13 protein-coding genes are annotated in these 12,577 nt (G+C 66.2%); 8 read left to right on the top strand and 5 right to left on the bottom strand.

What is annotated here, in order from left to right; translation table 11 throughout:
- Nucleotides 1–85 precede the first annotated feature (85 nt).
- Nucleotides 86–814, top strand: a complete 729-nt coding sequence (locus ACWRN3_RS15965; protein WP_476741265.1) for a polysaccharide deacetylase family protein — start codon at nt 86–88, stop codon at nt 812–814.
- Between the two features lie 138 nt (nt 815–952).
- Nucleotides 953–1,912 carry an SRPBCC family protein gene (locus ACWRN3_RS15960; RefSeq protein WP_476741264.1) on the top strand — a complete coding sequence of 320 codons (960 nt, stop codon included), beginning with the start codon at nt 953–955 and terminating at the stop codon, nt 1,910–1,912.
- A gap of 73 nt (nt 1,913–1,985) precedes the next feature.
- Here the strand turns inward: ACWRN3_RS15960 and ACWRN3_RS15955 are convergent, their stop codons facing one another.
- On the bottom strand, nt 1,986–3,980 hold the full coding sequence (locus ACWRN3_RS15955; protein WP_476741286.1) for a rhamnogalacturonan lyase: 1,995 nt from the start codon (nt 3,978–3,980) through the stop codon (nt 1,986–1,988).
- A 286-nt stretch (nt 3,981–4,266) separates the two neighbouring features.
- Nucleotides 4,267–4,746 (bottom strand): Lrp/AsnC family transcriptional regulator, encoded by a 480-nt coding sequence (locus ACWRN3_RS15950; RefSeq protein WP_476741263.1) that lies wholly within the window; start codon nt 4,744–4,746, stop codon nt 4,267–4,269.
- 83 nt (nt 4,747–4,829) lie between these two features.
- On the opposite strand from ACWRN3_RS15950, the gene hisC reads away from it, so the two are divergent.
- From hisC to ACWRN3_RS15935, 3 genes are all read left to right on the top strand, one after another.
- Nucleotides 4,830–5,933 (top strand): histidinol-phosphate transaminase, encoded by a 1,104-nt coding sequence (gene hisC / locus ACWRN3_RS15945; RefSeq protein WP_476741262.1) that lies wholly within the window; start codon nt 4,830–4,832, stop codon nt 5,931–5,933.
- Entirely contained in the window at nt 5,930–6,619 is a 690-nt protein-coding gene (locus tag ACWRN3_RS15940) for a YitT family protein (RefSeq protein ID WP_476741261.1), read from the top strand. Before hisC ends, ACWRN3_RS15940 begins: the two co-directional genes overlap by 4 nt.
- 74 nt (nt 6,620–6,693) lie before the next feature.
- Nucleotides 6,694–7,335, top strand: a complete 642-nt coding sequence (locus ACWRN3_RS15935; protein ID WP_476741260.1) for an NADPH-dependent F420 reductase — start codon at nt 6,694–6,696, stop codon at nt 7,333–7,335.
- Nucleotides 7,336–7,476: 141 nt separating this feature from the next.
- Here the strand turns inward: ACWRN3_RS15935 and ACWRN3_RS15930 are convergent, their stop codons facing one another.
- Nucleotides 7,477–8,391, bottom strand: a complete 915-nt coding sequence (locus ACWRN3_RS15930; RefSeq protein ID WP_476741259.1) for an SMP-30/gluconolactonase/LRE family protein — start codon at nt 8,389–8,391, stop codon at nt 7,477–7,479.
- Nucleotides 8,392–8,547: 156 nt separating this feature from the next.
- Here ACWRN3_RS15930 and ACWRN3_RS15925 point away from each other — a divergent pair, with 156 nt between their 5' ends.
- Nucleotides 8,548–8,901: a hypothetical protein gene (locus tag ACWRN3_RS15925; RefSeq protein ID WP_476741258.1), complete on the top strand. Its 354-nt coding sequence runs from the start codon at nt 8,548–8,550 to the stop codon at nt 8,899–8,901.
- Between the two features lie 41 nt (nt 8,902–8,942).
- Here ACWRN3_RS15925 and ACWRN3_RS15920 read toward each other — a convergent pair whose 3' ends face one another.
- The gene (locus ACWRN3_RS15920; protein WP_476741257.1) at nt 8,943–9,875 is read right to left on the bottom strand and encodes a threonine/serine dehydratase; all 933 of its coding nucleotides are present in this window, start codon (nt 9,873–9,875) and stop codon (nt 8,943–8,945) included.
- 2 nt (nt 9,876–9,877) lie between these two features.
- Nucleotides 9,878–10,156 carry a hypothetical protein gene (locus tag ACWRN3_RS15915; protein WP_255173402.1) on the bottom strand — a complete coding sequence of 93 codons (279 nt, stop codon included), beginning with the start codon at nt 10,154–10,156 and terminating at the stop codon, nt 9,878–9,880.
- Nucleotides 10,157–10,432: 276 nt separating this feature from the next.
- On the opposite strand from ACWRN3_RS15915, the gene ACWRN3_RS15910 reads away from it, so the two are divergent.
- Both ACWRN3_RS15910 and ACWRN3_RS15905 read left to right on the top strand, forming a co-directional pair.
- Nucleotides 10,433–11,689: an SLC13 family permease gene (locus tag ACWRN3_RS15910; RefSeq protein WP_255173403.1), complete on the top strand. Its 1,257-nt coding sequence runs from the start codon at nt 10,433–10,435 to the stop codon at nt 11,687–11,689.
- Nucleotides 11,690–11,854: 165 nt separating this feature from the next.
- Nucleotides 11,855–12,421: an AAA family ATPase gene (locus ACWRN3_RS15905; protein WP_255173404.1), complete on the top strand. Its 567-nt coding sequence runs from the start codon at nt 11,855–11,857 to the stop codon at nt 12,419–12,421.
- Nucleotides 12,422–12,577 lie beyond the last annotated feature (156 nt).

Genomic DNA, 12,577 nt, shown 5'->3' with positions numbered 1-12,577 from the left:
CCATCTGTTTACACCCCCTTTAAGGCGGTCATAGGGTGCTCACCTAAACAAGGTTGAAAGCAGCCTTGGGAAGGGAAAGAGCACCATGAAAAGCAAGATTGCGGTCATGGCCCTGGCTGCCCTGAGCTTGATTCTGGCCTTAGTCGCCGGGGCCCCCGCATCAGCCCATGCCGCCGACAAGCCGCTGATCGGCCTGACCTTTGACGACGGGCCATCCGCCGAGCGCACCGCTTTTGTCCTCGACGTCCTCAAGGAAAAGAACGTCAAGGCAACGTTCTTCATCCAGGGCTCCCACGCCCAGCAGTACCCGGACCTTGTCCGCCGGATCAAAGCCGAGGGGCACGTTATCGGCAACCACTCCTGGGACCACGCCAACTTCCCCGACCTCACCCAGGCGAACCAGAAGCAGGAAGTTGACCGCACCAACGCCACCCTCAAGGCCATCACCGGCACCACACCCGTGCTGATGCGCTTCCCGTTCGGCAACAGCACCCCCTACGCGCTCAAATACATCAGGAGCATCGGCATGAGCGGCGGCATCCAGTGGCACTGGGCGGTCGGCGAGCCCGGCGACTACGAGTGCCCCGGTGCAGCTGGAGTCGAGAAGTACGTGCTGGATGAGGTCACCTCGGGTGCAATCATCCTGCTCCACGACGGCAACGACGTCCTGTCCTGCCCCGCCTCCCAATGGGACTACCTGTCCAAGACCATCGACGCCATCCGGGCCAAGGGCTACGACTTCGGCGTGGTGGCTCCTTCCACCAAACCAAGCGCACTCAACGAGGGCTCCTACGGCGTCGTGGTGGCGCCCTGAGTAAGCCCGCCTTTCGGAGGTTTCGCGTTTTTGTCGCCCACCGCTCTGGAATCCGAAGCAGTCAGTAGGTATGTTGGTAAGCATGCTGATGATTTTTCCCTGGTCGTCAGTCCCCGGTAACAAAGCGAAGGAGACGTTATGAGCACGAAGGTGGAAAAACGCATTCTGGTGAACGTACCGGTGAGCACCGCTTACAACCAGTGGACCCAGTTCGAGGAGTTCCCGCACTTCATGGGCGGCGTCAAGAGCGTCACGCAGCTCAGTGACGACCGACTGGAATGGGTGGCCGAGATCGGCGGCGTCCGCAGGCAATGGGAAGCCAAAATCCTGGAGCAGGTCCCGGACCGGCGCGTTGCCTGGGCCGCCACCGAAGGTGCCACGAACGCCGGCGCCGTGGACTTCGAGGACGTCGGAGGCGGCCAGACCTCCCTCCGGCTGACCCTCGAATATGAACCCGAAGGCCTGGTCGAGAAGGTGGGCGACAAACTGAACGTCGTTGACCGGCAGGCGGAATCGGACCTGCAGAAGTTCAAGGAATTCATCGAGGATGAAGGCTACGCCAGCGGCGCCTGGCGCGGATCGGTGAACGCCGGCTCCGCGGTTGGCACCCCCGGCGTTGAACATGCGGGCGCGTCCCGTGGCGATTCCGGCAAAGCCGGCGTTTCCGGCAAGGTTGCCGCCGGCGTCGGCATTGCAGCGGCTGCCGGCGCAGCAGCGGCGATGGCAGCCAGCGGCAACAAGGACAAGACGGAGACCCGCGATGTGACGGTCACCGAGACCACTCCTGTGGTTCCGGCAGAACCGGTTGTTCCCGCGGAGCCCCTGACCGCCGGCTCCACCACAGGCTCGGCGGACGCAGGCGTCGGGGTTCCGGCAGCCGGCACGACGGCGGCGGCGGGCTCCACCGGTTCAGTCGCCGACTTGGGCGATGACAGGATCGGGCACGCCTTCGACCAGACCAACGGCCTGGTGGACACCACCGGGGAGTCCGACGAGACGCTCGAAGGCGAGAACCTCAGCGCCGGCGAACGGCGCGGGGACGACCGCGGCACCGAGGGCGGCCTTCCGCCGGTGGGTGGCAACCTCGGCGGCCACTGACCCGCACTGACCCACAAGCAAGCGCCGCCCGCCTTCCCCCAAGGCGGGCGGCGCTTTCGCGTCTCCGGCCGGCCTACTTGGCCGTTCCGGCGTAGTAGACGGCCGGCATGGCCGGTGCCTGCATACCCTCGCCGATGAAGAAGCTGGGGTGCGGCGGCTGGTTGTAGCCCACCGCTTCACGGGCCACGCCGGTCCGGTACATCGGGTCGTGCATCAGGGTGCGCAGACGGACCTCCGTGGGTGAGGTGGTGGTGTAGATCCGCAGCTCAGTGCTGTCGGCGGAGGGGAACACGAGTTCCTCGCGCCAGTCGCCCAGCAGGTCCGCCTGCAGGGACGGGTTGCCCTTGGTGTGGTTGTTGGTCCGCGCGCCGGAAGCGGTCAGGAGCCGGTCGCTGGTTTCGGTTCCCCAGTTCCACTTGGAGATGGTGGGCACTCCCATACCGGCCACGGCGTCGAAGTCATGGTCCACGATCTCCCGCAGCAGGTCGCCGTCCCACCAAGCCATGAAGTTGGCTGCAGGGATCTTGTCCGAGATCCGCTCACCCTTGGCGGACATCAGGAACCCCACCGGGGAGTTCCACGCGGCATCGCCGCCTACAGCCCAGCTTTCAGAGCCCGGAAAACGGGGGTCAATGTCGCCCGTGGCGCCGCGGCCTGTGTCCTTGACGGCGGGGATGCTCCACAGCACTTCGCCGGTGGCGGCATCGCGGAACGTGGCGCCGCGGTTGCCGCTCTGGCTCATGCTTTCGTGCACTGCGAAGGTCTCGAGCCCCGGCCGGGAGGGATCAAGATCGCCCGTGTGGATGGCGTCGCCGTGGCCCAGCCCGGTGTTGTACAGCGGAGTGCCGTCGTCGTCGATCGTCATGGAGCCAAAAACAAACTCGTCCTTGCCGTCCTGGTCCACATCCGCCACGGAGAGGTTGTGGTTGCCCTGGCCCTTGTACTCGGCTCCAGCCACATCGGAATCGAACTTCCAGCGCTTCACCAGCTTGCCGTTCACAAGATCGTAGGTGACCAGCACAGTGCGGGTGTAGTAGCCGCGGCTGAACATCATCGACGGGTGTTCACCGTCCAGATACGCCACTCCGGCGAGGAACCTGTCTACGCGGTTGCCGTAATTGTCGCCCCACGCGGATACAGCGCCGCGCGGCGGATCGTAGGGAACGGTGTCCATGATGGTGCCGCTGGCGCCGTTGAACACCGTGAGGAATTCCGGCCCGGACAGGACATAGCCGGCACTGGTCCTGTAATCCGCCGCAGCATCACCAATGACGGTTCCCGCCGCATCGGTGGTTCCGTCCGCGGTCTTGAACGCCACCTCGGCCTTGCCGTCACCGTCAAAGTCATAGGCCAGCATCTGCGTATAGTGGGCGCCCGCCCGGATGTTGCGGCCCAGGTCGATGCGCCACAGCCTGGTGCCGTCCATCCTGTAGGCGTCCACGTAGACGTTCCCGGTGTAGCCGGACTTGGAGTTGTCCTGTGCATTGGACGGGTTCCACAGCTGGATGATCTCGTACGCGCCGTCACCGTCAAGGTCGGCAACGCTGGAATCGTTGGCGCTGTAGGTGTACGGCTTTCCATCCTTGCTGACGCCGTCCGCGGGCTTGTCCAGCTTGATGGGGAGGTAATTCTGTGCCAGCGGACTGAACCCGGCACTGAGCTTGTCCTGCCCGTTGCCGTTGCCCACGGTCTTGATCACGTACCTGGAGTCCGCCGTTCCCGCCGGGTCAAGGTATGTGGTGGTGTCCCGGATGGGCTCGGGGGTAATGAGGACGCCGTCGCGGATGACCTGGAAGCCAACGCTGTCCTGGTCCAGGCCCAGCATCCGCCAGCCCAAGCTGACGCCCTGGTCCGTCAGGACGGCAACCGGGGCGCGGTCCAGGTTTTCCACCTGGCGCGCGAGGCCTGAGTGTGCGCGGGGAGCCGGAGCGGCAGGGCCTCCCGGGCCCGGGTCAGCGGCAGCAAACGGGACGCCGGCCAAGGCCATCACTGCCGCAGCGAGCGTGGCCGCCGCGGCAGCGGGCACAGGCTTCCGCGCCCTGCCCGCCGGGGATTTCGGGGAACACATTGAGGGGTTTGCCAAAAGAACATCTCCTTTGATGCGGCGGCAGCTGAGTCTGCCGCAGACGTATTTGGAACGTTTCATTCAAAGCAACTCTTGGCCCCGGGAGTGATTGCGGGGAGGAGAGGGTGACAAGGAAAACGCTTTCTGCCCTTTAGGTTTATCAGCGCTTTACAAGAACGGTCAAGGTCTTGACCGGTAGTAATTGGGAGAAAATGTTCTCCTGCGTTCGCCTGTCCGCCACCACCGCCCGCCCTCCCTGGCAGCAGGCGGGCCTCGCAAGGGCTGCTCGCTATTTGTGTGCGGCCGCCTGCAGCAGGGGCACTGTGCGGGTGGGCATCACTTCCACCAGGGACATGGCGGTGCTGGTGCGGACGACGCCGTCGATCGCCAGCATCGCGTTGGTGATCCGGTGCAGGTCGGCCGGGTCCCTCGCGGCCACCTTGGCCAGCAGGTCGGCATCGCCGGTGGTGGCATGCATTTCAATGATCTCCGGGATGGTCTGCAACGCTGCCACGGCAATGTCGCTGGATGACTGGCTGATGGAAATCGAGATGAAGGCGATCAACGGCAGGCCCAACGCCTCGGTCCGCACCCGCTGGCTGAAGGGTGCCAGACTGCCGTCCTTGGCGAGGCGGCGGAGCCGGGCATGCACTGTATTGCGGGCTACCCCCAGCGTTCGGGAGAGGGACAGGACAGTAGCCTGCGGGTCCCGGTCGAGTGTGAGGAGGATCTCTGCGTCAAGGGCGTCAATGAGGTGCATAGTGAGCATTTTGCCACTGCTTGCGACAAGATCAGCCGGATCTGTCCTACTCAATCATCCCCTGTTGCGCAGACGTCCTGAATTCACTGATCATGCTGTCCATGACCAGCACGCTTCCAGAAGCCGCAGCCCCAGAGGTCCGCGCCGCCGTCGCCCAGCTTCCCGCCTACGTGGCCGGCAAGGGCGCCCAGTCTGCCCTGACCGCGGCTCTTGCCTCGAACGAAAGCCACTTCACTCCCCTGCCGTCCGTTGTCGACGCGATTGCCGCAGAGGCCGGCAGGATCCACCGGTACCCGAGCATGGGCGCGCTGGAGGCACGGGAGGCCATTGCCGGGCACTTCGGTGTCAGTGCTGATGAGGTTGCCGCCGGACCGGGAAGTTCCGGAGTGCTGCAGCAGATTATTTCCGCCGTCTGCAGCCACGGTGACGAAGTGGTGTATGCCTGGCGGTCCTTCGAGGCCTATCCCATCCTGGTGGCGGTGGCCGGCGCCGTTTCGGTCCCCGTGCCGCTGCTGGCAGATGAGCACCACGATCTCACGGCCATGGCTGCGGCCATTACGGAGCGCACCCGGCTGGTGATCCTGTGCTCGCCGAACAACCCCACCGGGGTATCCATCAGCGCGGAGGCGCTGGAGGAGTTCCTCCACTCCGTCCCCCCGCGGGTACTGGTAGTGCTGGACGAGGCGTATGTTGAGTTCCAGCGCGGCCCGGGCGTCGACTCCCTGCATTTCTACCGCCGCTACCCCAACCTCTGCATCCTGCGGACCTTCTCCAAGGCGTACGGGCTGGCTGGGCTGAGGATCGGCTACGCCATTGCCCGGCCGGAGATCGCCGAAGGCCTTCGGCGCACGGCCGTTCCTTTTGGCGTCAACAGGATGGCGCAGGCCGCCGCGGTCGCTTCGCTTGCTGCAGGGGACGAGATCCTTGAGCGCACCGAGGCGGTGGCGCAGGAACGGACCCGCGTCATCGGAGCACTTCGGGGCCTGGGCTGGGACGTCCCGGACAGCCAGGCGAACTTCTACTGGGTGCGGGCTTCGGACGACCTGCGCGTGCAGCTCCTTGAGGCGCTGGCCCAGGCCGACATCCTGGCACGCGGCTACGCGGTTGACGGCGTGCGCATCACCCTGGCCGATGCCGCCACCAATGACCGCGTGCTGGCTGTCCTGGCAGACCGCGGGCGGTTTGCAGCGCAGTGAGCACGTCCATAGAGGTCCATGCTGACGCAACCACTACTGCCCCGGCCACGCTCCTGGAAGAGCCGACGGCGGGATGTCCTGCGCCGCCGTCGGCCGTCCGCCATTCCGTGGTTGAGGACGTCCTGGGCATCCTGACCGGCACCTTTGCGGCGTCACTGGGCCTGTTCCTCCTCAAGTCCAGCGGCGCCGTCACCGGCGGCACCGCGGGCCTGGCGCTGTTGCTCAGCTACTCCGTTGCACTGCCGTTTGGTGTCATCTTCTTCACCGTGAACCTGCCGTTCTTCGCGCTGGCGGTCTGGAAGAAGGGGTGGAATTTCGCCCTCCGCACCGGGGCGGCCATCGCCCTCGTTTCCGTGATGGCAAGCCTGCACCCTGCCGCGCTGGGGTCACTGCACCTCGATCCGGTGTACGGCGTGGTGGGCGGAAACCTGCTGGCCGGCGTCGGCCTCCTGATCCTGTTCCGGCACCAGTCCAGCCTGGGCGGCTTCAATATTCTTGCCCTGCTGCTGCAGGAGAAGCTGAACTGGCGCGCCGGATATGTGCAGATGGTGCTGGACGTTGCCATCGTGCTGGCATCGCTGGTCCTGGTGCCGCCGCTGCTGGTGGTGCTGTCCGCTGCCGGCGCCACGCTGCTGAACCTCATCCTTGCGCTGAACCACCGCCCGGGCCGCTACCTGGGTAAGTAGGTAGCCGGAACCCCGCCCTTTTATTCCCGGGAACCGGCTGAAATATCTGCAGGGGGACCGCTGTTGCCGCCACTATGACAACAATCGGAATCATTGGTGCAGGACATATTGGCAGCCAGGTCGCACGGAAGGCCGTGGAACTGGGCTACGACGTGGTCATCAGCAACTCGCGCGGGCCGGAGACGCTCCAGGACCTGGTGGCTGAGCTTGGCCCGAAGGCCCGGGCGGCCACTGGAGCCGAAGCGGCAGCCGCGGGCGACTTCGCAGTGGTGACCGTCCCGCTGAAGAACTACAAGGACGTCCCGGTGGAGCCGCTGGCCGGCAAGGTTGTGATCGACACGAACAACTACTACTGGGAGCGGGACGGCAGGATCCCCGCCCTGGACAACGGCGAGGCCACCACCTCCGGGCTGCTGCAGGAGCACCTGCCGCAGTCCAAGGTGGCCAAGGGCTTTAACCACATCATGGCCGCGGACATCACCACCGACGGATCACCCGCCGGCACCGCCGACCGGCGCGCCCTGGCCACCGCCAGCGACTATCCGGAAGCAGCCGAGCTCGTGACCCGCCTCTACGACGAATTCGGTTTCGACACCGTCAATGTTGGCCCGCTCTCGGAGAGCTGGCGTGTGGAGCGGGACCGTCCGGCTTACGTGAAGCGGCAGACCGCCGCCCAGCTGAAGGACAACCTGGCCAAGGCTCCGCGCACCATCTGATCCGTCTTTCCGGATCCCCCCAGGCTCCGTCTTTCCGGATCCCCCCAGGCTCCGTCTTTCCGGATCCCCCCAGGCGATTCCGGATCCCCCAGGCCAAACTGGCCGGCAGTCCCTGCTGCCGGCCAGTTTCTTTTAACGGCACTACTTCCGGGCCGGAACCAACACCACTTCGAACGGGCTGGGCGGCTGGTTGAACTGCGCATTCACGGCGGCCAGCGTATTTCCGAACAGGGCCACGGTAGTGGGGACATTGAACGAGTCGCTCTTGATCGTGCCTTCCACAACGCCGGAGGACAGGTCCCCGGACAGATCAATGCGGGCTATCTGGTTCAGCTGGTTCTGGACCGCCCACAAGGTGCCACCGCGCACCAGGATGCCGTCCACGAAGGGGACGCTGACGCCCTCAATGGCGGCGCTCTCCCCCGTTTCAGGGTTGACCGTGTATACCGCGCCGTCGGCTGTATGCGCCACCAGCAGGACGTTGCCGTCGTCAGCCGAGGCAATGCCGTTGAGGTTGAAGTCCGGTGTGAGGTCCGCGGCCGGGCCGCTCAGCTTCAGGGTCTTCACCGTGCCCAGTTCACCGTCTTCTCCCACCGGCAGGAAGTAGAGTTCCGCCGCGGCCGAATTGGTGAACCAGGCGCCCTCGCTGGTGAGGGTGACATCGTTGATGAATCCCTTGGCCAGATCAAAATCGGCCACGGGTTCGCCGGTGTCGGTGTTGTAGACGAAAGCCTTGCCGGTGGTGGCACCCGCCACGAACAACAGGTTGTGGCAGGGATCGGCCTTCATTCCGGCGGCTGCGCGCCCCGCGGGGGCGTGGATGAAGCGGGTGGCGGTGCTTTGGCGGAGGTTCCCGCGGAAGATATCACCGGTGGTGAGTTCCCCTGCGTAAAAAGTCCTCCCCTCCCCCGCCGCGATGCCCTCCGCGGAGGTGGCGCCGTCGAGCACTATCTCCCCTGATCGGGGCGCGGCCGACGCCGGAACGGCTGTGGGGAGGAGCAGTGAAAGCAGGGCGACAAGTCCTGCGGCGGCACGGCGGCGTGCTGTTCGGCGCATGCTGGTTCCTTAGTCTGGTTTGATGCGCGCGGGGCCCATCTGCGGAAGCTCCGCACGATTGGTTCTGCCAGTTTAAGCGCCCGTATTGGGCTTGCGAAGGCATGGGGGTACCCAATCTGCTTACAATCGAAACCTCTGACCACTACCGAGGGACCCATGAAGAAATTCGCCACAGCCCTGTTTGCCGCCGGCCTCGTTGCTTCCGCTACGGCCTGCACCGCCACACACCAACTGACCACCGCTGAGACCTGCGAGCGGATCCAGGCCGTTGTGTCGAACCCCGCCAACAACGCCGGGAAGACGGGCATGAACAACCTCGCCAACCAGATCCGTCCCATCCACGCCGTGGCCTCGGACGACCTCAAGCCTGCCCTGGCACAGATCCTCGCGTACACGGACGAACAGGCCAAGGAGAACCCGGACAAGGACAAGCTTGCCGATCTGCAGTCCGGCTACCAGGAGGCCGGCAGCACCTACAGCAAGTTCTGCGGCCAGGCCGGCGGCCAGTAGTCAGCTGATCCAGCCCGGGCGTCCCGTTCGCCCGGGCTGCGTCAAAGCGTGGCCGGATCCGTGTTGGCACCGCAGAGGATGACGGCAACGCGCTCGTTCGTCCCCGGCACATACGCGCCCGAGGTCAACGCAGCGTAAGCCGCTGCAGCGCCGTGTTCCACCACGATCCGGTAGTCGTTCCAAAGCGCCGAGCGTGCGGCAATGATGTCCGCGTCGCTGACCAGGACGCTTTCGACGCCGCAGCGGACCGCCACTGAGAAGCCGATCTCGCCTACGCGGCGGGCACCCAGCGAGTCGGCTGCAACACCCGATACGGCGACGTCCACCGGCCCACCGGCTGCCAGGGCGACGTGCAGGGTTGGCGCTGTTTCCGGTTCCACGGCCACCACTTTCGCGGCGCCCTCGACGGCTGCGGCTACCCCCGCCATCAGCCCGCCACCGCCCACTGCCACCAGGACGGTGTCCACGTCCGGCACCTGCTCCAGCAGCTCCGAGCCCACTGTTCCGGCACCGGCAACGATTTCGGGCTGGTCATAGGCGTGGCAGTACACCGCGCCGGTTTCCTCGGCGTGGGCCACTGCGGCCTGGTAGGCGGCCGCGTACTCCGCACCGCCCTGCACCACGGTGGCGCCGATGGCCTTCAGCTTGGCGACCTTGACGGCGGGCGCGGCTTCCGGGACAAAGACGGTGGCCGGAACCCCCAGCTGCGTCGCGGCATAGGCATTGGCCAGCCCCGCGTTTCCGCCGGAGGCCACCACGACGCCGACGCCGCCCCTGAGTTCCCCGCGCTCCTTGGCGGCCAGGATGCGGTTAAGCGCGCCGCGGGCCTTGAATGTGCCCGTGTGCTGCATGAACTCGCATTTGAACCAGACCTGGCCGTCGGACAGGCCCAAGTCCGCCTCCATCACCGGCGTTCTGCGGATAAGGCCGGCTGTCCGGCGCGCGGCCTGGTCAATGTCGGTGCGGGAGATCATGCCTAGACTTCGTCGTCCCAGGTACCCGGCTCCCCCAGCGCCTCTTCCGGCTTGCTTTCCTCCGGTTTGTTGGCGCCGGCCGCGTCCCCGCCCCCAACATACGCCGCCGGAACGGTTCCGGCGGCGTGGACCTGCTGTTCCTCACGGATGTTCGCCGCGCCCGGCTGTTCGGGGTGCTGCCCGGACTGGGGTGCATTCTTGGCGGCCTCCCTGGCTTCGTCCGGATCGCCCGGGCCCCGGAGGTCTGCGGTGTTCTGGGGATCGTCGCTGGAAACGGTCATGGTCCTGCCTTTCACCTGGGAACTGCCTGTTCTGCAGTTGCCTGTTGTGGAACTGCCTGCCCGGCCGGGGAGACCCCTTCCGGGCCTCCAGCCTACGGTCTCGAGGCAGCCGACGGCGCCTTCCGGCGCGCAATTCCCAGGAGCCCGGCGCGCGATTCCCGGCAGCGTCGAATGGAATGTCATGATGCTTTCCATGGGCAAGCCGCACCCCGCGTGCTTGCCCCCGTGACCGGTGGCATGTTCAACCAGGCAGCCGCCACGAGACCGGAGCCTGCCATGACCGCTATCCAGATCATCCCGCTGGTGATCCTCGTGGCGATGTTCGTCATCGCCACCAAATGGCCGCTGAACATCGGGGTGATGGGGCTGGTGGCCTCCTTCGGCGTCGGCTATTTCATGCTGGGGATGTCGGACCGGGAGATCCTGGCGGAGTTTCCCGCCAGCATCGTCTTGACCATCATTGGCGTCACCTACTTCTTCAGCATGGCCCAGCGGAACGGCACCATCGACATCATCGTCAAGGGCTGCGTGCGGATGGTCCGGGGAAAGACCCTGCTGCTGCCGTGGGTGTTCTTCCTGATCGCCGCCGCGCTGACCTCGCTCGGCACCTTCTCCCCCGCCGCCATCGCGCTGCTCGCTCCAGCAGCGCTCGGATTCGCCTACGAATCGAGGATCCACCCCGTACTCATGGGCGCGTTCATCATCAACGGCGCCCACGCCGGCGGCTTCTCCCCGCTGTCCGTTGCCGGTGTGCTGGTGCATGACATCGCCCTGAAGAACCATTTCCCAATCGCCCAGGGCGGCCTGTTCACTGCCAGCTTCGCCGTGAACCTGATCCTCTCAGTGCTCACCATTGTCCTGTTCGCCCTGATCGGCAGGCTGCGTGACGGCACCGCGGGTCAGCACGCGGACATCGACACCTCCGCCACCGGACGCCCGCACGGACAGCAGGTCCTGACCCTGGTCCTGATCGCCGTGATGCTGGCAGCCACCCTCGGTTTCCACCTGCCCATCGGCTTTGTGGCCCTCTCCGCAGGCCTGCTCCTGGCATTCATCAACATCAAGGAGCACAAGACCTTCATCGGCGGCATTTCCTGGTCCACGGTCCTGCTGGTTGCCGGGATGATCACGTACGTCTCCCTGCTGGAGCACGTAGGGGTCATCGACACCCTTGCCGAGCAGGCCCTGGCCCTGGGTACGCCGCTGCTGATCGCGCTGGTCCTGTGTTATGTGATCGGTGTCGGCTCGGCCTTCGCTTCCTCCACCGCCCTGCTCACCGCGTTCATACCCCTGGCCGGACCCCTCCTGGCCACGAGCTCGCTCAGCGCCTCCGGAACTGTTGCCGCGCTGGCCATCGCAGCCACCGTCGTCGACGTCTCCCCCTTCTCCACTGACGGCGCACTGGTGGTGGCCAATGCCCGGGATCACGACCGGCAACGGGTCTACAAGCAGCTGACGTTCTATGCGGGCGGCGTGGTGCTGGTGGCGCCTGCCCTGGCCTGGGCGCTGCTGGTACCCACCAACATCATGTAGGTCCTGGTTCCATCCCGACCCTCCGGGCCACCGGGCCGGGCTCGACCCGGTCCAGACCCTCTGAAGGGCCGTCATGCAGTTTCGCATCGTCCCTGCCTGTGAACTCCAGCTCATCCGGGACATTGCGCCCGCTCCCGCCGTTAAAGGATCGGCGGAGGAGGCCGGATGATCATTGTGCTGACAGGCATCGACGGATCGGGAAAGTCGACGGCGGCCCGCGCCCTGGTTTCGATGGTGCGGGCCCGCGGTGGACGGGCCTTGCTGGTGAGCAACCATGCGGGCCGGCGGGTCATGTCCCTGGCCGCGGCCAGGCTGGGAGTGCGGCTGCCGGACAGGGTGGCAGACCGAATCGAAACCCTTCTCCGGGTGGGCAACGTGCTGGTATCGCACCTGCGCGCCAGCCGCTTCGACGGCCTGGTGGTCATGGACCGCCACCTTCACTGCCAGCTGGCACTGCGGCACGCAAAAGGGCTGTCCCGGGGACGATTCCTCCCCTGGCTGTTGGCCCGGCTGCCGCAACCGGACGCCGTCTTCCATCTGGACATCGACCACGCCGAAGCGCACCGCCGCATCATTGCCCGCGGGAGGGATTCGGAGAGCCTCGCTGACCTTGCCGCCTTCCACCACGGGTACCGGGAACTGCCGGAGTACACGGGCTTTTTGCGGATAGACGCCTCCGCACCGGCCGACGAGGTCGCGGCGGAGCTGAATTCCCGGCTGGAGTTCGCGTAGACCTGAGGGCCACGCAGGACACGACGCGCAGGCCGGCTCGGGCACGCAGGGAGCGGGCCCACGAAGCTGTGGCCCGGAACAGAAGCGGGGGGGGGGGGGGGGGGGGGGGGGGGCGGGCCGCGCCGGCGGGGGGGGGGGGCGGGGCGGCCCCGCGGG

Source organism: Pseudarthrobacter sp. rb, from assembly GCF_056389225.1.
The sequence above is the reverse complement of the archived record's forward strand: the minus strand, read 5'-3'. Positions and strand labels throughout refer to the sequence as shown.